We start from the raw sequence: 24,245 nt of genomic DNA, 5'->3' as shown, positions 1-24,245 counted from the left end.
AGTTACCACACAGGAGAGCAAAATGGATCTGAGCGATGGACTACGTGACAGTTTAAAAGCCCACTTGAGTTGGGGCAAGCCCCGTTTGGATTGTTTTGTGGGAATGCTGCAGGCCTTGCTGAGTGCGCGACAAATGAATTTGGCGTTGTTGGCGGTACACATAGATTCTGACACCGACATTGGTTCCCGCTATCGACGGATGCAACGCTTTTTTAGCCAAGTGTTCTTTAATTACAATGACATTGCCCATTTTCTTATGGGAATGTTCGCCTTTAGTGGTCAACAATACTACCTCACACTCGACAGAACCAACTGGAAATGGGGCAAATCCAACCTCAATCTCCTGACTTTGGCGGTTGTTTACCAAGGTGCGGCTATCCCCGTTTACTGGATGGTGTTGAACAAACGCGGTAATTCTAACCAACGTGAACGTATTGCCCTGCTGCAACGATTTATCAGCCAATTCGGGCGCAACAACATCTTGGGTGTGTTGGCTGACCGTGAGTTTATTGGTGGTCAATGGTGGAAGTGGTTGTCTTCCAAAGAGATTCCCTACTTGATTCGTATCAAGGGTAATCAGTTGATGACCGACAAACACAAAAAAGAGGCGCATGTCCGCTCGCTGTTTGCCAACCTCAAGCCGGGTAAACGGCGCGTTCTCCGTCACCGTCGCGACGTTAGCGGGGAATGGGTTTGGCTCAGTGGCTCAAAGCTGCCCAGTGGTGAGTTGTTGATTATCGCCAGCAACCACTACACGGCTGATCCCATTGGCACTTATCGGCTACGTTGGGAAATTGAAAACCTGTTCCAATGCTTGAAAGGGCGTGGTTTTCACATGGAAGCCACTCACTTCACCAAACCCCCTCGCATCAAAAAGATGATGGCGTTGCTTGCCATTGGCTTCTGTTGGGCGCACAAAGTCGGCGAATGGAAGGAAAAAGCCGTCAAGCCTTTGAAGACGAAAAAACATGGACGCAAAGAGCAAAGTGTCTTCCGTTACGGCTTGGACTACTTGACCGATTTATTGAATGGAAGGGTACGGGAAAAAGTGGATAGGCTTAGGCTGCTGCTTCTGTTCCTTTGTCCACCACAATTCATGGCGATCGAGGATGGACGGATGAAACTCAGGCGATTTTCTTTTGAAAAAGATTCAATGAGTTAAGCGAATTGTCGTGTACAGAGTAACTTTTTATAAATCAAAATGGAATTTTCTAATGGCTAATAATCAACACCATAAAAAAGCATCAAATTTTTATGAGCAAGCAATGTATTTTCTTGAAGCAGCAGCACTTGTTACGAAAGAATGCAAGGCAAACTCTCAAAAAAATCCACGGGCTTATAACAACTTTGAATACGTTATTGTTGGCACACATCACGCATTTGCAGCCGAGCTGTTAATGAAAGGTATCATGGAACTAAAAACCGACACTCATAGCTCAGGTCATGATCTTACCAAACTGATAAATCATGAGATGTGCGCAGACATTCGAGCTATTCTTGAATCCAAATTCAACGACAGTTGCCACAACAGCCCAAACAGCCCCAGCTTTCACAATCTTCTTAAGATTCATAGTCAACATTTTGAAAAAATAAGATATACGTGTGAAACCGATCAATCTAGCTATCTAGATATGACCTTTACAAGCTTTCTTGGACAAGAATTAAAAGAATACCTAAAAGAAAAACTTAATATTTAAAATCAATTGAATATCATTTTACCAGAAAAACCAATATCAAACCGCCCGCTGATCGACCGAGTGATGGGGTACAGAGAGATTGGGTGGAAGTGCTGCATACGCTGAAGCATGAGGGGTGTGTGAAGGGGTAATGAATGCTATAATCAGGCATAAATTTACTACCCACAGCATTCACCAATGGCAGATATTCCAGCAACCAGCGAACCCCGCATGATCAGGAAAGTGGTACGTATCACCAGCAACCAAGATCAACCCTCCGACTATCAGTATTGGATCACCCGCCCGATTTCAGAGCGCCTGGATGCTGTTGAAATGCTTCGTCAATCCTACCTGAGTTTCCTACCCGATGTTCCAACGCGACTTCAAAGAGTTTATCGAGTTACTCAATTACGAGCTACGCACGTTTACAAACCGTTCAAGGCAGAAACCTTTAGCTTGGGCGGCGATATGATGCATGATCGGGATAAGTTGTATGCAGAACGCGGCATGTAAACGACATGACCTACCAAAAACTCTACGCCCACATCGATTACAATTTCCCCTGTCACGACGCCGCCTCATGTCAGCAACTTATTGTGCAATTGCTAGAAATCGGTGGCGATGCACCGTTTCTGGTATTGCATGTATACTGGAAATCGGCGTTTTCGCACCCTATGCAAGACATTGTTGAACCCGCAAGTATGGCATTGATCCAGCAGCGGCTTTTGAGCGATGAGGAAGTTATTCGTATCATGGAGCAATTGCGAACCTACTCCCAGCTGTCTTCCGCGCTGCAAGTGGCACTGTTTGCATGTGCTGATGAGCAGGGTTTGGTCGATGCGAAATACGAGGAAATTGTCAGTGAGTGGCAGCGGTTGTGATAATGCTATACTGTGACGAAACCATCAGAACTAGGAATATCCAGCAATGGCGTTTCTGAATCAATCACTTGTCATGATTTTATGGAGGTTAGCATGAGAATCCGCGCTATCCACACCTACGAGTTTGGGGCATTGGGGACGCAAAGCTTCGATTTTCGTGACAGTTGGAGTGATGAAACGGCAACCCGTATCTTATTGAGTGGCGCAAATGGCTGCGGAAAATCTACGCTATTACGTGGCATTGCCATGTTGTGGAGTGCCTTCGGCTACTGGCTACATAACCGTAAGCATTTACCAGAGAAAAGTGTTGAACGTAGATTTTTATCTATGGGAGGTGGATTTGCCATCGTCGTGGAAAATTTGCCATTTGCTGAGACAAAATCACTATTACTTGCATTTGGTGAAGGGCATTGGAGTACAAATCCAGCACTGGTCAAACCTGATTATATTGCCTTGGGAGAGGGTTCTGGGTTTGGGCGAATATATTTCCACCCTTCTGATTATGATCCATTCCTAAATAACTGGACGCGGGCGCGGCAAAAGATGCTGGTTTCGCCCCAGCCCAGTGAATCTCCAAACATTCTGTTTCTGGATGCCGAGGAACGCCGTTGGGTAACACCAAAGTATGGGTTGGGTGAAATCAAAGCGGAAAACATGGAACAACGCTGGCTGAGTAGTTACCGTGCTACCGAGAACTGGGATGGACAAGTCGAGTCCGCCCTATTAGGGATGAAAATCGCCTCAGAAGAACGTTTCAGCAAACTGGTCGATAACATGAACAGTTTCCTGTCAGGCAAGGAAATCCTCAAAGAAGTGATCCTCGGCGAAAACCGCTTGCGTATCCAACTCGCCAATGGCAGCACCCACGGTATTGACGAACTTTCATCCGGCGAACACCAAGTCTTAATCCAGCTTTACATGGTGGATCGCTGGATGGAACGCGGTGGCATTGTAATGATCGACGAACCCGACCTCTACTTGCACCCCTCCCTCATTTCCGGCTTTCTTGCGCAACTGGAAAACATGGTGGCTGAACGCGATGGGCAGCTCATCATTACCTCCCACGTTCCCGATGTGTGGAGCCGCTATGAAGCCATCGGTCAGCGGGTCTTGCTGGGAATGGAAAGCCAAACATGAGCGGAAAAAGCGTTGCCCAGAAAGTTCGTGAGCGTGAAATCGGTGCTCAGGATAAGCAAGCCCTGATTGTCGAGGGTGCGGACGATAAAACGGCATTGACCATTCTGCTCAAGCACCACTGCCCGACATGGGAACAACGCTGGGTCATCGCCTTTGCGGGCAATAAACGACAAGTATTGGAAATACTGGATGCTGAACCCACATGGCTTGGCTTGGTCGATCGCGATACGTGGGATCAAGCAACCATTGACCAGCAGGCTCAAGCCCTACCCAATTTACTGGTATTGAACCGTTGGTGCATGGAAAACTATCTGATCAATCCCGCCGAGCTTTGGCAAGCCTTACCGCCCCGTCAGCAATCTGTCATTGCCGATGGTGAAGCCGATTTCACGCAGAATATTCTTGGAAAATTGCCGGAGTACGTGCGGCATGGCGTATTGTGGCAAGTGATTACACCGCTCTGGTCTGGTTTACGCGCACGCGGTTTCAAGGAGGCACTCGCCGCCGAAAGCAGCGTTGCGACGGCACAAGATGATAGCGAAATCCGCCGTGTTTTGGAGGATTGGGATCAATTACTAGAGCCGCGACGCATCTTTACCGAGTTTCAGCAGCGTTTAAGCGAAGTCCAATCACTTTCCCAATCTGAGCAACTGGCTCAGTGGGTACACGGTAAAACCTTCTGGAAACACGTTGTGCATCCGTACATGAACAACGTATTCGGGCAAATGCCTGAAACCAAAAGTAAAAAGATGTTATTTGAGAGGCTGTTGTTGCCCGATGATTTGGGTATGTTAATTCAGCGTTTGCGTTGTTGAAACCATTTATTTTGGTAAGTGCCTAATAGAAAGTAATCGCGTCTAACATATGCCTATAACATATTGTTTTTAATGATATTATAGCAATTGTAGTTATAAGCGATTACATAGTATTAAGTAATTAGTATTAAAATTGACTTTACTCATAGCTGTTACCTTGTGAGTAATGCAACAAAATCACTAGCCACACTCAACCCACCTCTTTACTAAAAGAGCCACCTGCCAATACATGCAGGTGAATATGAAACACCACCTGTCCCGCCCCTTTGCCGCAATTCATCTGTACTTTGTAATCATTATAGCCCGCCGCATTAGCCACCTGCTTAGCTACCAGCATGAGTTTACCGAGCACCGCTTGGTCTACAGAATCGGCATCATTCAAGGTGGATAGATGCTTAGTCGGAATCACTAAAGCGTGTAAGGGAGCCTGTGGATTAATATCCTGAAAAGCCACTACCTCATCATCACGATACAGTTCTTTAGCTGGAATAGTGCCTGCCACAATACGACAAAAAATGCAATTTTGATCCATCTCTAACCCTTATTAATACTTACGCCGCCCTTCAAACGCATGCGACAGCGTACTACTGTCCACATACTCCAACTCACTACCCACTGGAACACCGTGTGCGATGCGGCTAGTGGCAATCTGATATTTCTTAGCTAATTCATTAATATAATAAGCGGTCATTTCACCCTCTACCGTAGGATTAGTGGCTAAAATGACTTCTTTAATTGAACCAGCACCTAGACGCTTTTCGAGCTGATCTAAACCAATATCTTCGGGGCTAATCCCATCTAAAGGTGAAAGCCTCCCACCTAGGACAAAATAATAGCCGTGATAATCGGTAGCTTGTTCTAAAGCAATCACGTCGGACGGATGCTCGACCACGCAGATTAATTTACCATCGCGCCCACTATCTGAGCAGATTTTGCATAGCTCATTTTCGGTCAAAGTGCGGCATAAACGACAATGATGTATATGCTCTAAGGCATGCGCCATAGTACGCGCTAAATGCAGTCCACCCGCACGGTCATGCTCTAGCAAATGGAAAGCCATGCGTTGTGCAGTACGCGCCCCCACTCCGGGTAACACGCGTAAGGCATCAATTAATCCTTTGAGTAAGGAAGAGTCACTCATAGTTAAAACGGTAACTTCATGCCTGCTGGCAATTGCATACCTGCTGTTGCACCCGCCATTAATTCCTTGGTGCGCTCATCTAAACGTTGTGCTGCATCATTAAATGCTGCCGCTACTAAGTCCTCAATCATATCTTTATCATCTTCAAATAAAGAAGGATCAATCGTGACGCGTTTACACTCATGGCGACCTGTCACTACGACACTCACTAGCCCACCACCTGATTGTCCTGTAATTTCTAACTCGGCTACCTCTTGTTGCGCACGTTGCATGTTTTCCTGCATTTTCTGCGCTTGCTTCATCAGATTACCTAAACCGCCTTTCATCATGGCTCTAACTCCTAAATTTTATGTGCGTTTAGTTTACTATAGATTTTATTTCACTGCTCAATCGGTCGAATCGACCCCGGAATAATCACCCCACCGTACTCTTGTTGTAGGGCTTGAATAAAAGGATCATTAAGAATACTCGCCTCAGCCTCTAGTTGGCGGGCATTTTTCAAGCGTATTAGTTTTTGGGCAGGTGACTCAGCCGTCAAAGGTTTCACTTGAAAGACCACATGCACAGGCTGCTGGTAATAACGACTGAGTGCCTCAATAAACACCGACTCAGTAGTCTCCGAGCGTAATGAATCACTATGAGGGTCTAACATTAACTGTACTCGTCCTGCTAATTCATCATAGCGCTCTAAAATACAATTGCGCCCTACTTCCGCCGCCATTCCCGTTAAACCCAGTTGTGGCAAGATAGCATGCCAAGGGTTTTCGTCCTTAACTTCTCTGGTAGTACTAACGTCATTAGAGCTAGCAGTAGCCAATGCTTCTGAACTGAGCGGCGTAGGCTTAGCCGTAGAGACTGGTAATTCAGTGGTGACAGGGTTAATTACTTTAGGAGTAACTGGCTGCTGAACCACAGGTGCGGAAACGGGTGACTGGCTGCTAGGCTTAGATTGTGCAATAGAAGCGGGCTGATCCTCCCAAGGCAATACATCTCGCTTGGGAGTAGGTGCGGTGGTACTGCTAGCCTGAATTTTTTGAGGATTATTATTACTAGGGACTAGAGGTGGCACTAAAGTTTTTTTTTTGCCGTCCTCATGCGAACTACCCTGCTGATCTAAACGAAACGCTAGCATCCGTAAGATCATCATTTCAAATCCCGCCCGTGCATCCGGTGCTAGCGGCAAATCGCGTCGCCCATAGAGCGCAATCTGATAATAAAGTTGCACATCCGCTGCACTTAGCTGCTCGACTAGAGGTGTTAGTTCATCCTGAATACGACTGGGAACGGCTTGGCGAATCGCAATTTGATGTAAGGACGAAATCACATTCTCCGCCGCCTGCATAAAATCAGTATTCATCTGTGAGAGTTGCTCAATCACTGCAAACGCAGCAGGCGCATCATCTTGAGCAATTTTGCCAATGAGTTCAGCCAGTAAACCCTGCGGCAGTAAGCCCAACATATCACGTACTGAAGCTTCAAGGAGCTGACCTTCTCCCGTCACAATCGCTTGATCGGTTAAACTCAACGCATCGCGCATACTACCATCCGCAGCACGCCCTAATAGCGTCAGAGCACCCTCCTCAAACGTGATCTGCTCGGCTTCTAATACTTGCTTTAAATAGCCACCAATCATCTCTGGCGACATACGCTTGAGATTAAATTGTAAGCAACGAGATAAAATGGTAACGGGTAACTTTTGCGGGTCAGTGGTGGCAAAGAGAAACTTAATATGCTCAGGAGGCTCTTCTAGGGTTTTAAGTAAGGCATTAAAGCTATGTCCTGAGAGCATATGCACTTCGTCAATAAGGTAAATCTTAAAACGTCCACGCGTAGGCGCATATTGTACATTTTCTAATAATTCGCGGGTATCTTCGACTTTAGTGCGTGAGGCTGCATCGACCTCGATTAAGTCAACATGGCGTCCTTCGGCAATTTCCACACAACTACGACACACCCCACAAGGTGAGGCTGAAATGCCGACTTCACAATTAAGGCTTTTGGCAAAGACACGGGCTATGGTTGTTTTACCGACACCACGAGTTCCGGTAAATAAATAAGCATGATGAAGCCGATGTTCATTTAAAGCAGTTTTGAGAGCGCGGAGTACATGTTGCTGCCCTACCATTTGCTCAAAATTTTGTGGTCGCCATTTGCGGGCAAGTACTTGATAACTCATGACTTAGGTAGCTGGAAGGTAGAGGGGTGGCGACTCATACCAGCCGCATCTCGGCACATGAATCAGCTGCTACCGCTGCTTCCTTCCGGACCTGACGGGGTTCACAACCTACCATTGCGAGAGAACCGATATGAGTCTCCATCGATGAGGGCGTGATTATGACTAAATTTATAAGTAGCCTCAAGGTTTATTCCAACATTCGTTCAATTTACTACTGTCAAGCGCCTTAGAAGTTAAATTATTGCCCTTAGAGCTAAAATTTTTTGGCAAATTAGTGCATTCTAGCCCAGTATTAATAAACAACAACATGCCCTGACATAAGGAATGTGTATCGTAGTTGTACTATTAGCAACTTAGGTAAGGAATATGCCGCTATACGGCTAATCAGGTGCGAGGATTAGCACTTATAAGCTAACCGCAAAAAGCTGCAAATCAGGGAGTCGAAGTGATGAGTGAAACCACCAAAGTGAGTACCATTAGCACCATATTAATCGCCGATGACTCACAAACCGAACGTGTTAAATTACGGCAGATTTTAGAGCGTGCTGGCTATACAGTACTCGAAGTCCAGTCGGGCGAGGAAGCAAAACTTGCCGCCATCGAGCATCATCCCGATTTAATCATGCTCGACATTATTATGGATAACGGGGATGGCTACCAAGCCTGTCGCGCTATTAAGCGTAATGCTGACACCCAGCACATACCCGTATTGATGGTGTCTGGTAAAAACAACCCCGTAGATAAATTATGGGCGCAAAAACAAGGAGCTAGTGGTTATATCACTAAACCCTATGAAGAAAGCGATATATTAAACGGCATTGCAAACTTGGCGCAGTCTTGATACATACTTCAACCCGCTACCCCATCAAGCTAATAGCCTCTCTAGGAGGAGGATTATGAGTGTTGAAACCGCCTCAGCTAACGTAGTTAGCTCAACAACACCGCTGACCCAATTTTACTATCAAGTGGGTACACATGCTTTATTACTAGAACCTGACACATTGGCTGAAGTATTGATGCAAGTTAGCCACTCACCTTTACCCTTTCCTCCTAATTGGTGTAAAGGTTTAGTGGCAGTACGAGGGGATTTTTATCCCCTCGTCGATATGCACTATATTCTCTATGGTCAAACCAGCACTCTCCAAAACCCCAAGCTACTGTGGCTTAAACCGGCACACAGTTCAGCTATTGTAATCACCTGCGATAGCTACCCCAAGGCACTAAAATTTGACAATAGTCCCACTCCCAGCACCCATGATGCACCACTGCCTAGTTGGATTCATGGGGTCATCCATTACAACGATAAAACATTATTATTAGCTGATCATCAGACGCTAATTCAACGACTTATGCAGGCCACACACCTATAACCTATTGATAGTAACCACGCTAGTACTTAAGCAGGATTTTATTATGGCAAGGGATAAAACAACTAAATACAGTATTCTCGCAAACCTCACCGTAGCACGACGTATTTACCTCTTACTCAGTATCTCATTATTAGTTTTAACTCTATTGGGGGCAGCAGGATTATTAGCCTTAAACACTAACTACTTAGCTTTTACCAGTATCGGCACACGTATTAATACGCTGTATGCCAGCCAAGATGCTTTGCTGTTATTTAATCGTGATTATCGTCTTACTATGTATGAGTTAAATGCGGATACTATTTCAAACTATACCGCCAAAGAGCGTTTAAAAACGGCTGAAAAGCGCTTAAGTTTAGAACTCTTACCCCTCTTTCAAATCAATCAAAATAATCAAAACACCCAACGCCGCCTTACCCTACAAGATAAATCCACGCTTGAGGCAATGAAAAGTTTACAAGAATTATTTAACTCCACCCTTACCCTGATAGATAAAAATGACCGTACCGAACTAGAGCGCTTTGTACGGGATGATATAACGAAAAAATCCTCCCCGATTATTCGTGATTTAATCACCGCTGTAGATTCTAACTTAAACAATACTCGTCTAGATCTGGCTCAAGGTTTGCAACAATCCTCTCAGTTAGTTAAACAAGCAGGCTTTGCTATTTTAGGTGCTTTAATTCTAACTATTTTATTAGGCTATTGGATTTACCGCTCGATTTCGTTATCGATTAAACGTTTAATTAATACGATTCGTGAAGTCGAATCGGGTAATTTATCCGCACGGGTAGAATTACCGGGTCGAGATGAATTAGCCGAGCTTGGCAGTAATTTTGACCGTATGATGGATGAACGTCTTACCACTCAGGCAAGAATTGACCGTGATCATAAACACCTTAATGAATCTGTCTTTGGTTTATTGCAAGCCGTATCAGACCTCAGTGATCGTAATTTAACGGTACGTGCCAAGGTCACTGAGGATGCCACCGGCCCTCTAGCTGATGCGATTAATCAGCTCGCGGAAGATACCACTGACGTATTAAAACAAGTGCGCCAAATTGCTCTCGCGGTAGAAAACACCTCCTTAAATGTTAACCAACACGCCCAATCCGTTAACCAACTCGCTCAGCTCGAACAAACCGAAGCGCAAGAGACGCAACAACAGCTCAATGAGGTATTACAACGTTTCAATACTATTGCAGACTCTGCCCAACGTGCTAACCAAGTAGCAGCTACTACTAGCGACGCCACTACCAAAACGCAGGAAACGGTAACGCGCACCTTAGACAATATGCAAACCATCCGTGAGGGTGTAAAAGAGACTAGCAAACGCCTCAAGCGCTTAGGGGAGCGCTCGCAAGAAATCTCTAATATTATCAACATTATCGATAATATCGCAGAACGTACCACTGTGCTGGCTTTGAATGCTAGTATGCAAGCTACCGCAGCAGGCGAAGCAGGACGCGGCTTCTCACTGATCGCGGAGGAGATTCAACGCCTTGCGGAAAACTCACGCGACTCCACTGAGCAAATTTCAACACTGGTGCACAATATTCAACAAGAGGCTAACACTACGATTTCTACCATGGAAAAAGCCATTGAGCAGGTGATTACAGGCTCTGATCTTGCCGAAGAAACTGCAACACAAATGCGACTTGCCTTGGATGCGACTAATGAGCTGATTAACTCAGTCGAGCAAATCGCCACCTCATCGGCGGATCAAGTCGCGTTAAGCCGCGCTATTCAAGTGCGTGCCCAACGTATTTTGGAAGCCACTCAAACCACAGGTCGTGAATTGAGTTCATTAACGAACCTCACTAAAACCATGACGGATTACAGTCGCCGTCTAGTGTCTTCGGTCAATGTATTCAAATTGGAAGCGTAATGTGATGGATGATTTACAAGCGTTTGCAGGAGAATTAGAGGAAGTAGCCATGCAACTTTCTCTGTATCAAGAGCGTGTACCTGAGGCTTTCACTAATAGTGCGGCAGCGAGTTTATTAGTGGCTGATATTCAAGCTGAATATCAGCACCTGATCATGGCAGCGAGTTTATACAACCTACCTGCCTTAGGTTCTTTAGCGACTTATATTGATACTTTGCTGGATCAATACCGCGAAGCACTCCCAGAAGCCGGAGTAGAGTTATTGCAAGCAGGTCTACTCACCGAATGGTTAGAACTCGGCTCAATCAGTTTGCGTGAAGCAGCGGCTGATGAGTACTTGCCTGCGCTCCACCAAGCGCTCACCCATGAGGCTTGGCCTGAACCCTTACCGAATAGCTTGATTGAAGAGTTTTTAATTGCATTGCGTCAACTAGGGCAACCTGTAAGCCCAGCGCTAGCGCTTCCTACTTTTCCAGAACTACCGCAACCTTCAATTGCTGCGCCTACTGTCGTCAGTACTCTAGCACCACCTCGCGCCTCGCTTGCTGATCCTAATAATCCACTGCGCTGGTCGAGCGATACTCACCCTGAATTATTACAAGCTTATCTGCAAGAGACTCCGCATCAAGTTGAGCAAGCTTGTGACCTCATTCAACGTATTGCTAAACAACAAGCAGATCCTGAACAAAAGCGTCATGCCGCACGTTTAGCCCACACTATCAAAGGTTCTAGTGCTGTATTAGGGATTCAACCCTTGGTGCAGTTTACGCATCGCTTAGAAGACTTATTAGACCTTGCTATTAATCCGTGGCTACCGCATGGGCTGGAAGAAATCCTAAGTGCGGCGGCGGATCATTTAGCTAATCTATTTGATAACCTGACCTCCCAAGGTGCTATGCCTGAACAGCATGAGCATTTGGTGACCTTATTGGGCGAGTGGATTGAACGTATTAAAACCACTTCAGCACCCACTACACCGCTTCCAGTGCAAGGCTCTACTCCCACGCCTGTGATTGAGGATGCCGATACTCAACCGCTACCCTTATTACCCGATTTTATTACCGTGGGCGATTATAGTGGGGCGAGTGCCGACACCACTCCTGCTAATTCCTCAACCCATATCAATGTTCCGGTAGAGGTACTGCAATCCTTATTAAATTTAGCAGGTGAAACCATTACCTGTAATACCCGCCTACAAGCGCAAATACAGGCGGCTGAAGGACAGCTCAAACAAACCACCCAACACGATCAACGTATTCAACGCTTGTTTGATGAGTTAGAGGACTCTATTGAGAATCAAGCGCATACCAATCAACTCGCTACTAATCCCGCCGAAACGGATGAACTCGTATTAGAGCACTATCACGCCCTATATAGTACCTATAGCTTACTCGCTGAATCCCTATTAGATACCCGCGAATTGAATCGGCAATTGCGCCAAACTACACGCGAGATGCACGAACAAATTCAACGCCAAAAACATTGGCAACATGAACTCAGTAGTAAATTGTTGGGTACACGACTGGTTTCTGTGAAAAGCTTAGTTAATCGCTTAGAACGCGCGGTACGTGAAACCTGCCGTAGTACCGGAAAAAAAGCACGGATTGCTGTAGTAGGCACTGAATTGCAGCTTGATACCGATGTGCTACAAGCGTTACAAGCCCCCTTATTGCACATGGTACGTAATGCGATTGATCATGGGATTGAAACGCCTGAACAGCGTAGTGCACAAGGCAAAGCCGCTGAGGGATTATTAGAATTACGCTTTACCCGCCATCAAGGTCATATTCGGATTACCTTAACAGATGATGGTGCTGGACTCCATTTGGAGGCTATTCGCGCTCGCGCTGAAGAACAAGGTTTGATTAGTCCCGAACAAATCCTTAGCGAACAGGCTACGATGCAACTCATTTTGTTACCCGGCTTTAGCACTCGTACTACGGTAAGCGAAACCTCAGGGCGCGGGGTGGGAATGGATGTGGTACATCACACCGTCACTCAATTACGTGGACAACTTCGCCTTGATTCCCAACCTAACCAAGGTATGAGTATTCGGATTGAAATCCCGCTTACCCTCGTCACCACGCAAGCCTTAGTAGCGCGTGCTGGTGAACATTGGGTTGCTATCCCTGCTGACACTATTACTCAAGTGGTGCAAATTGAGAGCCGTGCTCAATCTGAGCAAAATGGGCAGTGGATGGCAGACTATGAAGGGGCTTTATTACCTATCTATACCTTAGCTACTTTACTGGAGTGGACTAGCCATAACTTTTATCAAGTGGGAACCAACCAATCCTTTTTACTCATCGATACAGGAGATGAAAAACTATTAATTTGTGCGGATGAGATGGCAACTGTGCAAGATATAGTGGTGAAAAGTTTATCACCTTGGTATAACTTAAGCCGCTTTGTGTATGGAGCGAGTATTTTATCTAACGGTCACTTAGTACCCGTATTGGATTTACAACGCTTATTGACGGTGGATTTTTTACCCCAACGGCGTTATCAACGAACTCGCTCTACCCTAACCCCTACGACAGCGCGTCAACACACCACGCTTTTAGTGGTCGACGATTCGCTGAGTAACCGCAAAGCTATGACGCAAATCTTGGAACCTTTAGGCTATCACGTTCTAACCGCACGCGATGGTTACAATGGTTTAGAAATATTGCGTCAGGAGCCTGTAGATTTAGTCTTAACAGATTTAGAAATGCCGAATATGAATGGCTTAGAGCTAACCCATGCTTTACGCGTTTGGCCAGAAAAACAAGCCTTGCCTGTGATTATGCTAACCTCACGCAGTACACAGAAACATCGCCAAATGGCCATTGAAGCAGGTGTGAATGCCTATTTAACTAAACCTGTTGATCCTACTACTTTACGGTCTCAACTGGATGCACTTTTAGCCTGAGTACTGATTTAGTAAGTTGCATTAGTACTCTCAACTTGCCACGGAGCTATTACGATGAGCGAGCAACCGGACAATGTTTTGCGCATTTATTTGCATGAATTAGCGGAGAAGGATGCCGCTGTTATTACCCGTGTGATTAATTTTAGTAGTGCACAAGGTAAACCCTATGTACTACACGCTAACCCTGCCGAATCTCATATTTTAGTCGTTACGGGTGATACTCCGGTACGTACTCAAAATCCGATTCCGATTATTCGCATTCACCATCAAGTGCTAGCACCCCATGAGTTATTGCTAGCTCCGCCATTATTGGTCACTAGAGTGATGCGTATTATTGATGAGGCTGCTTTGCGTCTTAAAGCACCTATTGCCTCCCCAGCACCTGTCACCACTAATCCACCACCCACCTCACCTGCGTCTGCTACTCTTAATGCCCCCGATAAAAAGCCCGACACTGTATTACCGAAGCCTGAGACGATAGCTCCTGCACCCAGCATTGAACCTATTCGCCCCCCTAGCTCAGCAGAAATTGTTAGCCCTAATCCGACCATCCCGTCTGACAAAGCATCTGACAGCCCACCTGCATTACCACCACCTGTAGCACCAACAGCGCCTAGTAAAACTAATGCCCCTCTTGCCTTAATTATTGATGATAGTTTGGCGATTCGCACTCAGCTCGCTATTGAGCTACGCAATATGAATATTGCTTGTGAACAGGCAGAAACCGGTGAACAGGGTTTAGCGCTCTTGGAGCAAAAAAACTATCACATGATTTTCCTTGATATTATTATGCCCGGCATGGATGGCTATGAAGTCTGTAAACAAATCCGCCAGCGCCCAGCAACCCGTAAAACACCCATTGTCATGTTAAGCGGTAAAGACACGCCCTTAGATGAAGTCAAAGGCATTTTAGCCGGAGCGACCACTTATTTAACTAAACCAGTTAATCCCGAACGTTTACAACAAACGATTGGTCGGATTGCGCGTTGGATTGCTGAGTTTTCTTAGGATGTTAATTAACGAACCTTTATTTTATCTTTTAGCTATTCCTGCCATTTTAATTGCGGGTATATCTAAAGGAGGCTTTGGGGGCGGGTTAGGTGTGGTTTCTGTTCCACTCATGGCACTAGCCATCGATCCCGTCGTCGCTGCTGCCATTATGTTACCCATTTTGTGCTCCATGGATTTAATGGGCTTAAAAGCTTATTGGCAAAAATGGAATGTAGAGCAACTAAAAATCTTAGTTCCGGCTGCTATAGTGGGGATTATTATAGGTGCATTAACCGCGCAATATTTACGTTCTAGTGATGTAAAACTATTGGTCGGTATGATTGCGGTAGGATTTGCTTTATATCACTGGCTTAAGCCTTATTTACTCCCGCATATTGAAGCCGCTAAGACCAGCGTGGTGCAAGGGCGCTTTTGGGGCACGCTGGCGGGGTTTACTAGCTTTATTGCGCATGCGGGCGGCCCTCCGGTGAGTGTGTACTTATTACCTTTAAAATTACCACGCACGGAGTATCAAGCCACCACGATTTTATTTTTTACTCTCGTTAATTATATCAAGCTAATTCCTTACACATGGATGGGGCAGTTTAGCACCACCAATCTTCTGACCTCTATTGTGCTATTACCTTTAGCCTTTATAGGAATGAAATTGGGCTTTGCCTTACACCATCGGGTATCTGATGCTTTATTTTATCGGGTGGCTTATATCTTGCTTTTTATGACTGGATTGAAATTGCTTTGGGATGGGGTGCAGGGGTTAATGACTTAAACCTCTTATCACCTTCCGAATCAATTGAGGTACTACTTTGCTAGTATGCTAAAATCCCCCACTAACTAACATCCCTTAATGAGTGATTGGAGACACCATGTTTCGCTACGGAATCAAAGCGCTTGAGGTCAAGCAAGGCTACAAATCGTACTTGGCGATTAAAAACCTAGGTAAACTCAGCATCAATGAAGTCAAAGATGGGGTCACTAAAGGCGATATTTTGGGTATTTGGGAATTTAAAGAGCGTGACCTGAATAAGCTCAAACTCTGGCAAGCCAAAATGCAAACCGAAATGCGTGGTCTGTTTGATTCAGGTGTCACCTACGACAGCTATGTGCATCATGATGAATTAGGCTGGCAACCCATTACGCAACTAGAACCACTGCTGCACAAAGACCAACAAACGTTGCAATTCGTGATTGAGCGTGATCAACAAGCCTTCGCAGCTCTCCAGCGCTATCAACAAAATGATAACCCTAGCCAAGCACTTGATGAATTAATTACCCTCATGCCGGATGAAATGCGCGAGGTACTGTATGATGCAGGGGCTAGTCCTAGCTTTAATGCTCGTCTCAATCGGATGTTACCCTCGCTCGATAGTGCGGAAACCCGTATGCTTGCTTATGAGTTAGACAGCCATGTGCGCCGTCAATCGATTAATCTAGGCACTGCGGGCTTATTCGGTCACTCAACCCCTGAACCTACAGCCCCTCACGTAGCGCCCCCCCAAGGTGTGCCGTTAGAAACAGAATACCAAGTCATTGAGGAAATACCTGTCGCAGATTTAAAGCCTGAAGCTGCCGATATATCGGTGTCTAGTAACGCAAATGTGGCAACGGCTGATTTAGCTATGAGTCATTCTGTTGCTAGCGACAATAACCCGCCTGCTACAAAACTCAAGGCGGCAACTATTGCGCCACCGCCCTTAGTGAATGAGCAAGCTGCTCAGCCTCTTAATACCTCCGCTACGACGGTGCTTGAGGAAGATCTACCGGCAACGCCTTGGTGGTTATTAGGGGTGATTGCTCTGCTACTAGGTCTGGTGTGGTGGTTGGGCTAATTGGCTCAACTACTGTTGGCTTACCCATAACGAGTTGCACTAAGCGTCGAGGTAACTGCTGAATATCCTCTAAGATTAAATATAACGCTGGAATTAAGAACAAGGACAAGATCGTACCAAACATCACCCCATAGCCTAACGACACTGCCATTGGTATCAAAAATTGTGCTTGGGTACTTTTCTCTAATAAGAGCGGGGCTAAACCACCAAATGTAGTAATAGAGGTGAGTAAAATCGGTCTAAATCGCGCCCCCCCTGCCTGACGAATTGCTAGCTTTAAAGGAGTACCTTCACGTACCTGACGATTCACAAAATCAACAAATACTAAAGAGTCATTAATCACCACACCTGTTAAAGCCAAAGCGCCCATGATACTGCTAATACTTAAATCCATTTGCATCAAGGCATGCCCCAAAATGACTCCAATGAAGCTAAACGGAATCACCAGCATCACCATAATCGGCTGGGTATAGGACTGCAAAGGAATCGCTAGTAATACATAAATGGCTAAAAGAGCAATAGTAAAACCCATTGCCAGCGAGCGCCCAAACTCCTGTTGTTCACGCTGTTCACCTTCGGCATCAAACCCAATGCCCGGATAATCCTGCAATAACTCCGTCACATACGCCTTAATATCCGCACTCACTGCTCCCGCATCCACTTTGTCCTTATCCAGATCGGAGGTGATATTAATAATGCGCTTACGATCCACACGCGAAATTTTAGAGCGCCCTTGCCCAATTTTTACGTCAGCCACTTCGGTTAAAGGTAGCTCAGCACCGCTGGGGGTACGGATTTTTAAGTTTTGTAAATCAGAGAGGGAATAACGCTCCTCCTTGGGATAACGTACCATCACTTTTACATCGGATTGGTTGCGCGGGATACTTTGTGCTTCTGCTCCAAACACGGCTTGACGCACCTGAGTGCCTAAACTGGTCAAGGTTAAGCCTAACTGCTCAGCTTCAGGACGAATACGTAATTGCACCTCGGTTTTGCCGCTTTCAAAGCTATTTTTAATATCAAATAGACCATCATAATCGGCGAGCTTTTCCTTGATTAACTCACCGACCTCATTGAGCTCCTCGAAACTACTGCCTGTAAGTTGAATATTAATCGGCTCGCCTGCCCGCCCAATTTCAGAGCGGAAACTTAACTCTTGTGCGCCTGGTATTTCGCCAATTAAACGTTGCCATTCATTAGCAATATCACGGGTTTTTACCGGATTCATACGTGTTTCTGGCGCATTGACCTCAAATGAAATACCTGCCACATGCGATTGACCCGAACTAGAAGCACGCGATCCCCCACCACTCGACGTTCCCACCGTCATTAAAATATGCTGGATAACACTGCTACCATCGGGTTCTAAATATTTGGCTTGTAGGTCTTCCGCTAATGTCCGCATACGCTCAATATGGCGCGAGGTCACCTCTACTGGGGTTCCTTCAGGCATCCGTAACGTGACTGAAATCACTTCGCTCTCAATGCGCGGAAAGAATACATATTTATAACGCCCACTGACTAAGAGCGTCATGGTCACGATCAATAAAGCAATAAAGAGTGCCAACACCAGGTAGCGCCAATGTAATACCACTTCTAAAAACGGGCGATGCAAGCGATTCACATACCAATCTAAACCAGCCGCCACTCCGCGCTGTAAATAACCAAATAAATTCCAACGACTCGCTTTTTTAATCTTTAAGGTACTTAAATGCGCTGGCAAAATTAATTTAGATTCAATCAGAGAAAATAGTAGTACAGGTATGACAATCAGCGGAATCTGAGCAAAGATAGGCGCTCGATCACCCTCTAATAAGAGCAAGGGTAGAAAGGCAGCTACTGTGGTTAATACCCCAAAAGTCACTGGAACCGATACTTCCTGCGTACCCTCAATCGCCGCTTTTAAAGGGTCTTCATGATTTAATAAATGGGTATAGACATTCTCACCCGTGACAATCGCATCATCAACCACTATCCCCAACACAATAATAAAAGCAAACATACTGATCAGATTCAGTGTTACACCGACTTCAGGCATAGAGGCTAATGCGCCTAGAAAGCTAATCGGAATCCCCGCACTCACCCAAAACGCCAAAGATAAGCGCAAAAACAGCGCCAGCATTAACACCACTAAAATCATACCCTGCACAGCATTAGTGAGTAATAAACTTAAGCGTGCTTTGACCACCTTAGAATCATCACGCCAATAGCTTAGCTCAATCCCTTCGGGCAGCGTTTCCATACGGCGCTCAATATAATCCTTCACAGTATTCGCAAGGGTAATCGCGTTTTGATCGCCTACCCGATACACATCAATAAAGGCTGCGGCGCGTCCATCGAACACGCTATATAAAGGATCATCATTAAAACCATCGACAATGGTGGCAATATCCCCTAAACGAATGCGCGTGCCATTTTCACGGCTTAAAATACTAATATTGGCAAACTCGTCTTTGCGATACGCCTGCCCCAAAGCACGCACTAATACATCCCCAGCACTGGTTTTAATCGTTCCTCCCGGAATATCCCGCGAGGAGGCTTTAATAGCTGCGGCTACCGAATCGAGCGTTAAACCATATTGCTCCAATGCTGCTTTGGGAATGCTAATGGTGATTTCCCACGGGCGTACTCCGCTCATCGTAAGCTGAGTAATGCCGGGCAGATTACGTAGTTCATCACGAATTTGCTCGGTAGTGCGGCGTAGCTGAATCTCATCATTACCATCCATCGCTACGACTACGGTAATCAAATCACGCAATCGAGTCAGTTGCTCAACCACCGGACGCTCCGCATCAGAGGGTAAACGCCCGACTACGCCATCTACACGGGTTTTGATTTCATTGAGCGCTTTATCAAGGTCATAGTTATCCAGAATCTCTACCCTAATTTGTGCAGAACCCTCATTGGCATTACTAAAGATACGTTTAATGCCCGTCAGATCAGCAATAGCATCCTCAATTCTCAGTACTACCCCCTCCTCGACTTCGGCTGGGGTTGCCCCCGGGTAGGAGACTGAAATATTCACCACATTGGTTTCAAAGGAGGGAAAGGCTTCTAGAGGAATTTTTTTCCAAACCGCATACACCCCGAAAGCAATAATCGCTAACATTAAAATATTGGCTGCCACCGGATTACGCGCAAACCATGCAATAACGCCGCCTTGCATTATTGACCTCCTTGTTGAGGAGCATCTTCAGGGCGAGGGCGGCGTCTTTCGCCATTACCTTCTGATGCAGGTGCACCGTCCGCATTAGGACGCCGCCTTTCACCATTCGGATTAGGTGCTGCCTCCGTGGTTTCATTATTGGCAGGATTAGCGTTGTTATCTGCTCCTGAAGCATTACCTTGCCCTGCTTCCGGTTTACCCTGACCACCCCGACGTTTTTTCTGTCCCGCTAAAGCAACGGGCATACCCTCACTGGCTTGAGCTAAGGGAGTAATGATCACCTGCTCAGTGGCTAAAGACTCCGAGGGGCGAATAACGACTTCCTCTTCATTCGTCCATAGCGTTTCAATAGGTATGACATGCACTTTATTATCACGCATCACTAAAATATCGCGGTTTTGGCGTACCGTCGCGGGTGGTACGACATAGACCTCGGCTAAAGTCCGTGCGGGTAGCACTGCATTTAGAAATTGCCCGATTTTTAAAGCTTCTAAACCGCTCCCTGCAAAGGGTTGATCAATACGCGCTACCACGGTAATTTGACGGCTCTGCGCATCTAAGGACGCACGCGTGCCCGTCACCTGCCCCGTCCAACGCTGTGCATTAGCTCCAAAGGGTAAACTCAACTCTACCTTAGGATAATTCGCAGCACTCACATTACGCCCCGCTGGTAAATCTAATAAAGCATACTGAGCTAGCGTCAACGGTATATCGACCTCAACATAGTCCGCTGCATAAATCACCGCGACGGTATTATTGGCTGATACGTACTGACCTATATCGACATTTTTTTGCAAAATACGCCCAGTATAAGGGGCAATAATTTTAGTGCGTTCTAAATTACGCTCTTGCTGCAAACGCTGGGTTTTATTGGCTTCAATATTGGCTAATAGGCTTTCGCGTCTAGTTTCAAAAGTCGCTAATTGCCCCTTAAGGTTTTCAATCGACTGCAATTGTTGCGTAACCGCTTGTTGTTGCTGTAAGACTTGTTGATCTTGTTGCACGGTACTTTGGTCATATTGCACTTCTTGTTGCTGATTATTTTCTAATTGCTGGCGCTGCTGTACGATGGCTTGTTGTTGCTGCACAATCGATTGCTGAAGTTGTACTATGGATTGCTCTTGCTGTACCACTTTTTGCTGGGCTGCATCTACTTCCATACGCGGTATTAAGCGCTGATCCCATAACTTTTGCGCACGCGCCAATTCTTGCTTACTGATATTTAAGTTCTTTTGGGCTAGACCTAAATTGCGTTGCGCTAATTGCAGATTTTGCTGCACTAAATTGATGTTCTGCTGCGTTAAAGTACGGGTGTTTTGAATACTAGGTGCTTGGCGTTCGACATTGCGTCGATTTTGTTGGGCTAGTTGTAGATTTTTTTGAATATTGTTCAAATTACGCTCAGATAGCTCAATGGAATTACGAATATTTTGTTCTTCTACATCCAGTTGGCGTAAGGACGCTTGATTGGCAGCAATAGTGCTATCCACAATCCTGATGCTATCGCGGTAATTAGTATCATCTAAGGTGAGCAATACATCACCTTTTTCAAAATAGCCCCCCTCTTTAAAGCTCGGTGCTAACTCCATCACCTTGCCCGCCACTTCGGTCACTAGATTGGATTGAGTGCGGGCTTTTACTGTACCAGAGGCACGAATCATCACGGTGTAATCACGCGGCGCAAAGGTCTGTACCTCGACCACGGGGGTGCGATCAACAGGGGGGCGCTTAGGGGGTTCGGGAGCGGTATCCATTAAATATTTGGCAAACCATAGCCCTAAGCCTAACACGACGAAAGGTAGTAGTATTTTTAGTAGTATCGTCAGGAATTTCAACATACAGGGATAGCCTTATAAAAATGAACAGCGCATAGGGCGCTAGTGTAGCGCCACAAAGTGTAAAGAATAGGGAATTTAGCAGGAAGCGTTATCTAACCGTAAGTTTACCTACTTAGTTAGGTTGATCTGATGTTTAAGTGCCAGCTCTAATCGAATCATCTTTAAGTAAGTACTATTTATAATCGACAATAGCTGCTATTTTGAGGAAAATACTGCTTTATGCTATTTACTTTGACTAAGTGGGCTTAAGGGGCAAGCAGTCAAAATATGCAAAATCCAAAAAAGAAAATACTCATTGTTGATGATGCGGAAAGTAATTTAATTTTTTTGTCCGAATTACTCACCTATGCTTGTGGTTATCAAGTCATTTGTGCCAATGATGGAGTGAGTGCACTTAAATTAGCTCAACAAGAACTACCTGATCTTATTTTGCTCGATATTATGATGCCGCATATGGATGGTTTAGAGGTTTGCCATCGCCTAAAACAACTACCTAGAGTATCTAAGATACCTATTATATTTATTACGGTGCGCTCTGATATTAAAGATAAAGTAGCTGGATTTTTATCGGGTGGAGTGGATTATATAACGCGTCCTTTTGATAGTGACGAGCTAATTGCACGTATTAGAAATCATTTGGAAATCTATCGCTTGCGTAATTCTTTAGAAAAAATGATCGAGTTACGCTCGCATGATCTACAAGAAATTCAATCCTCCCTAGATCAAAGCAATGCTTTTTTAGTAGAGTACGAAGCACCTAATAAGCAAATACTTAGCCTATTAGAAGAAGGGGTCATAAAACTAAACCAAAGTGGCATATGTTTATCGGCTAATGAAGCTGCGGCTCGCATATTAGGCTATATCAGCCCAGAACACTTAATAGGAAAGTATATACAGTGCAGTCAGCATGGGATTAAACGTTCAAAAACCTCGATAGTTCCCCAACCCGACGTATTTTTAAAGCCCACCTATGAAAACAATGCTTATTGGATAAAACAAAATGGCGACTTGATTCCAGTTGAGTATCGCACTCAACCGGTACAAACTCCTAATAACTTTCCTCAAGTGACTATAAGCTTTATTGATATATCTGCTCGTAAAGCGGTAGAAAATAAATTGTATAGACTAGCTTATCAGGATGATTTAACCGGTTTATGTAATCGCTCTGCTTTTTTTGAACTATTAAATATGGACATTGAGCGCTTCAAAAAAAATCAAACTAATTTAGCCGTTTTATTATTAGATCTAGACCATTTTAAAGAAATTAATGACAGTATGGGACATACGGTAGGAGATAAAATTCTACGTCTATTTGCCGAGCAGCTAGTGCAGATAGCACCCGATACTAATAAGGTAGCTCGTTTAGGGGGAGATGAGTTTGTAGTTATTATCAGTGGCTTCTATGAACCAGAAGAGGTCAAGCATTTCTGTCAAAAAATGCTAGAGAATATTAATCGATCTTATTTAGTAGAGTCCTCCCAAATTATCATTAGATCTAGCATTGGGGTTTTTATCTATCATGATCCTCAACACACTGCTGAGGATGTACTCATAAATGCCGATCTAGCTCTTTATCACGCTAAAGATAATAATAGAGGTGGTTATTGTCTTTTTAGAAATGAGATGCTAGATAGCTTAGCCTATGAACTAGAAATTACACAAGATTTTATAGGTATAATTGATCGCAATGAATTATACGTCGAATATCAAGCTCAGTTTGATCTCCTCAGCTCCCGCTATATAGGTGCAGAAGCCTTAGTACGTTGGAATCACCCTAAGCGTGGACTGTTAATGCCTTGTGATTTTCTACCGATTGCAGAAAAACGCGGTTATATTAAAGAAATATCGGATTGGGTATTAGTTAAAGTCATAGAGCAAATCCGAGAATGGCGTGATAAGCAACACAGCTTTGGTCAAATTTCTATTAATATCTGTGCCAAACAATTAGCAGATGAGCATTTTGAGGAACAAGTACGCTCCTTAATTTTAGCTTATAATATTGAACCTAGTGATGTGGTACTAGAGCTAACCGAGAATGTCTTAATTAATACCTCCCCTAGAACCCAAAATGCTATTCAAAATCTCGCTAATTGGGGCATCACTTTTGCTATTGATGATTTTGGGACCGGCTATTCTTCTTTACAGCTACTAAAGCGTTTACATAGCGATAAGATCAAAATAGATTGTGAATTTGTAGCGAATATTGCTAATGACTCCAAAAGTGCCAAAATTATTCAAGCGCTTATTCATCTAGCGGATGCTTTAGATATGGGAGTCATTGCAGAAGGGGTTGAGGACAAGTTACAAGTTGACTTTTTATTAGCTAACGGTTGTAGTACGGCTCAGGGCTTTTATTTTAGTCAGTCGTTGAGTGCTGATCAATTAGAGCAATGCTATTTTTAGGCTTCATTT

20 protein-coding genes and 1 other RNA gene are annotated in these 24,245 nt (G+C 44.9%); 14 read left to right on the top strand and 7 right to left on the bottom strand.

The features are described from left to right. Positions 1-22 precede the first annotated feature (22 nt). The 6 genes from IPL34_RS09010 to IPL34_RS08985 all read left to right on the top strand — a co-directional run bounded on the left by IPL34_RS09010 (position 23) and on the right by IPL34_RS08985 (position 4,509). Positions 23-1,162 (top strand): IS4 family transposase, encoded by a 1,140-nt coding sequence (locus IPL34_RS09010; protein ID WP_296840886.1) that lies wholly within the window; start codon positions 23-25, stop codon positions 1,160-1,162. A 52-nt stretch (positions 1,163-1,214) separates the two neighbouring features. Next, positions 1,215-1,697 (top strand): hypothetical protein, encoded by a 483-nt coding sequence (locus IPL34_RS09005; protein WP_296840883.1) that lies wholly within the window; start codon positions 1,215-1,217, stop codon positions 1,695-1,697. Positions 1,698-1,907: 210 nt separating this feature from the next. Next, complete coding sequence (locus IPL34_RS09000; RefSeq protein ID WP_296840881.1) at positions 1,908-2,189, top strand: hypothetical protein; 282 nt, start codon at positions 1,908-1,910, stop codon at positions 2,187-2,189. A gap of 5 nt (positions 2,190-2,194) precedes the next feature. Continuing rightward, complete coding sequence (locus IPL34_RS08995; RefSeq protein WP_296840878.1) at positions 2,195-2,557, top strand: hypothetical protein; 363 nt, start codon at positions 2,195-2,197, stop codon at positions 2,555-2,557. Between the two features lie 93 nt (positions 2,558-2,650). Further along, positions 2,651-3,694, top strand: coding sequence for an AAA family ATPase (locus IPL34_RS08990; protein WP_296840875.1), 1,044 nt, complete (start codon positions 2,651-2,653; stop codon positions 3,692-3,694). Beyond that, positions 3,691-4,509: a hypothetical protein gene (locus IPL34_RS08985; protein WP_296840872.1), complete on the top strand. Its 819-nt coding sequence runs from the start codon at positions 3,691-3,693 to the stop codon at positions 4,507-4,509. Before IPL34_RS08990 ends, IPL34_RS08985 begins: the two co-directional genes overlap by 4 nt. Positions 4,510-4,699: 190 nt before the next feature. Here the strand turns inward: IPL34_RS08985 and IPL34_RS08980 are convergent, their stop codons facing one another. From IPL34_RS08980 to ffs, 5 genes are all read right to left on the bottom strand, one after another. Then, on the bottom strand, positions 4,700-5,041 hold the full coding sequence (locus IPL34_RS08980) for a histidine triad nucleotide-binding protein (protein WP_296840869.1): 342 nt from the start codon (positions 5,039-5,041) through the stop codon (positions 4,700-4,702). A gap of 12 nt (positions 5,042-5,053) precedes the next feature. Beyond that, positions 5,054-5,650 carry a recombination mediator RecR gene (recR, locus tag IPL34_RS08975; protein ID WP_296840866.1) on the bottom strand — a complete coding sequence of 199 codons (597 nt, stop codon included), beginning with the start codon at positions 5,648-5,650 and terminating at the stop codon, positions 5,054-5,056. A gap of 2 nt (positions 5,651-5,652) precedes the next feature. Then, complete coding sequence (locus IPL34_RS08970) at positions 5,653-5,979, bottom strand: YbaB/EbfC family nucleoid-associated protein (RefSeq protein WP_296840863.1); 327 nt, start codon at positions 5,977-5,979, stop codon at positions 5,653-5,655. A gap of 50 nt (positions 5,980-6,029) precedes the next feature. Beyond that, on the bottom strand, positions 6,030-7,826 hold the full coding sequence (gene dnaX, locus IPL34_RS08965) for a DNA polymerase III subunit gamma/tau (RefSeq protein ID WP_296840861.1): 1,797 nt from the start codon (positions 7,824-7,826) through the stop codon (positions 6,030-6,032). A 34-nt stretch (positions 7,827-7,860) separates the two neighbouring features. Beyond that, positions 7,861-7,957: signal recognition particle sRNA small type (ffs, locus tag IPL34_RS08960), an RNA gene on the bottom strand. A gap of 317 nt (positions 7,958-8,274) precedes the next feature. Between ffs and IPL34_RS08955 the strand changes: the two genes are divergently transcribed. The 7 genes from IPL34_RS08955 to IPL34_RS08925 all read left to right on the top strand — a co-directional run bounded on the left by IPL34_RS08955 (position 8,275) and on the right by IPL34_RS08925 (position 16,829). After that, positions 8,275-8,667: a response regulator gene (locus IPL34_RS08955; RefSeq protein ID WP_296840859.1), complete on the top strand. Its 393-nt coding sequence runs from the start codon at positions 8,275-8,277 to the stop codon at positions 8,665-8,667. 55 nt (positions 8,668-8,722) lie between these two features. After that, positions 8,723-9,196, top strand: a complete 474-nt coding sequence (locus tag IPL34_RS08950; RefSeq protein WP_296840857.1) for a chemotaxis protein CheW — start codon at positions 8,723-8,725, stop codon at positions 9,194-9,196. Between the two features lie 43 nt (positions 9,197-9,239). Further along, positions 9,240-11,081: a methyl-accepting chemotaxis protein gene (locus IPL34_RS08945; protein WP_296840855.1), complete on the top strand. Its 1,842-nt coding sequence runs from the start codon at positions 9,240-9,242 to the stop codon at positions 11,079-11,081. Further along, complete coding sequence (locus tag IPL34_RS08940; RefSeq protein ID WP_296840852.1) at positions 11,059-13,992, top strand: response regulator; 2,934 nt, start codon at positions 11,059-11,061, stop codon at positions 13,990-13,992. The genes IPL34_RS08945 and IPL34_RS08940 overlap by 23 nt, the downstream gene beginning before the upstream one ends. 54 nt (positions 13,993-14,046) lie before the next feature. Beyond that, a complete protein-coding gene (locus IPL34_RS08935) occupies positions 14,047-15,000 on the top strand; it encodes a response regulator (RefSeq protein WP_296840850.1) in 954 nt (317 codons plus the stop codon). A gap of 1 nt (position 15,001) precedes the next feature. Continuing rightward, on the top strand, positions 15,002-15,769 hold the full coding sequence (locus tag IPL34_RS08930; RefSeq protein ID WP_296840848.1) for a sulfite exporter TauE/SafE family protein: 768 nt from the start codon (positions 15,002-15,004) through the stop codon (positions 15,767-15,769). 97 nt (positions 15,770-15,866) lie between these two features. Next, on the top strand, positions 15,867-16,829 hold the full coding sequence (locus IPL34_RS08925) for a hypothetical protein (protein WP_296840847.1): 963 nt from the start codon (positions 15,867-15,869) through the stop codon (positions 16,827-16,829). On the opposite strand, the gene IPL34_RS08920 is transcribed toward IPL34_RS08925, so the two are convergent. Further along, the gene (locus IPL34_RS08920) at positions 16,735-19,995 is read right to left on the bottom strand and encodes an efflux RND transporter permease subunit (RefSeq protein ID WP_296840845.1); all 3,261 of its coding nucleotides are present in this window, start codon (positions 19,993-19,995) and stop codon (positions 16,735-16,737) included. The genes IPL34_RS08925 and IPL34_RS08920 overlap by 95 nt on opposite strands. Further along, on the bottom strand, positions 19,995-21,833 hold the full coding sequence (locus tag IPL34_RS08915; RefSeq protein ID WP_296840842.1) for an HlyD family efflux transporter periplasmic adaptor subunit: 1,839 nt from the start codon (positions 21,831-21,833) through the stop codon (positions 19,995-19,997). The genes IPL34_RS08920 and IPL34_RS08915 overlap by 1 nt, the downstream gene beginning before the upstream one ends. Before the next feature lie 267 nt (positions 21,834-22,100). On the opposite strand from IPL34_RS08915, the gene IPL34_RS08910 reads away from it, so the two are divergent. Beyond that, positions 22,101-24,236 (top strand): EAL domain-containing response regulator, encoded by a 2,136-nt coding sequence (locus IPL34_RS08910; protein ID WP_296840839.1) that lies wholly within the window; start codon positions 22,101-22,103, stop codon positions 24,234-24,236. The last annotated feature ends 9 nt before the right edge of the window (positions 24,237-24,245 follow it).

It is taken from the genome of Thiofilum sp. (assembly GCF_016711335.1).
GTDB lineage: Bacteria > Pseudomonadota > Gammaproteobacteria > Thiotrichales > Thiotrichaceae > Thiofilum.
Note: the sequence above shows the minus strand (reverse complement) of the source record. Positions and strands in the feature narration are given on the sequence as shown.

Coding starts and splice junctions, on each gene's coding strand:
- IPL34_RS08980 (WP_296840869.1), bottom strand. CDS start 5,041: ATGGATCAAAATTGCATTTTTTGTCGTATTGTGGCAGGCACTATTCCA.
- IPL34_RS08970 (WP_296840863.1), bottom strand. CDS start 5,979: ATGATGAAAGGCGGTTTAGGTAATCTGATGAAGCAAGCGCAGAAAATG.
- IPL34_RS08995 (WP_296840878.1), top strand. CDS start 2,195: ATGACCTACCAAAAACTCTACGCCCACATCGATTACAATTTCCCCTGT.
- IPL34_RS08935 (WP_296840850.1), top strand. CDS start 14,047: ATGAGCGAGCAACCGGACAATGTTTTGCGCATTTATTTGCATGAATTA.
- IPL34_RS08985 (WP_296840872.1), top strand. CDS start 3,691: ATGAGCGGAAAAAGCGTTGCCCAGAAAGTTCGTGAGCGTGAAATCGGT.
- IPL34_RS08955 (WP_296840859.1), top strand. CDS start 8,275: ATGAGTGAAACCACCAAAGTGAGTACCATTAGCACCATATTAATCGCC.
- IPL34_RS08990 (WP_296840875.1), top strand. CDS start 2,651: ATGAGAATCCGCGCTATCCACACCTACGAGTTTGGGGCATTGGGGACG.
- IPL34_RS08920 (WP_296840845.1), bottom strand. CDS start 19,995: ATGCAAGGCGGCGTTATTGCATGGTTTGCGCGTAATCCGGTGGCAGCC.
- IPL34_RS09005 (WP_296840883.1), top strand. CDS start 1,215: ATGGCTAATAATCAACACCATAAAAAAGCATCAAATTTTTATGAGCAA.
- IPL34_RS08925 (WP_296840847.1), top strand. CDS start 15,867: ATGTTTCGCTACGGAATCAAAGCGCTTGAGGTCAAGCAAGGCTACAAA.
- recR (WP_296840866.1), bottom strand. CDS start 5,650: ATGAGTGACTCTTCCTTACTCAAAGGATTAATTGATGCCTTACGCGTG.
- IPL34_RS08930 (WP_296840848.1), top strand. CDS start 15,002: ATGTTAATTAACGAACCTTTATTTTATCTTTTAGCTATTCCTGCCATT.
- IPL34_RS09000 (WP_296840881.1), top strand. CDS start 1,908: ATGATCAGGAAAGTGGTACGTATCACCAGCAACCAAGATCAACCCTCC.
- IPL34_RS08915 (WP_296840842.1), bottom strand. CDS start 21,833: ATGTTGAAATTCCTGACGATACTACTAAAAATACTACTACCTTTCGTC.
- IPL34_RS09010 (WP_296840886.1), top strand. CDS start 23: ATGGATCTGAGCGATGGACTACGTGACAGTTTAAAAGCCCACTTGAGT.
- IPL34_RS08910 (WP_296840839.1), top strand. CDS start 22,101: ATGCAAAATCCAAAAAAGAAAATACTCATTGTTGATGATGCGGAAAGT.
- IPL34_RS08950 (WP_296840857.1), top strand. CDS start 8,723: ATGAGTGTTGAAACCGCCTCAGCTAACGTAGTTAGCTCAACAACACCG.
- IPL34_RS08940 (WP_296840852.1), top strand. CDS start 11,059: ATGTATTCAAATTGGAAGCGTAATGTGATGGATGATTTACAAGCGTTT.
- dnaX (WP_296840861.1), bottom strand. CDS start 7,826: ATGAGTTATCAAGTACTTGCCCGCAAATGGCGACCACAAAATTTTGAG.
- IPL34_RS08945 (WP_296840855.1), top strand. CDS start 9,240: ATGGCAAGGGATAAAACAACTAAATACAGTATTCTCGCAAACCTCACC.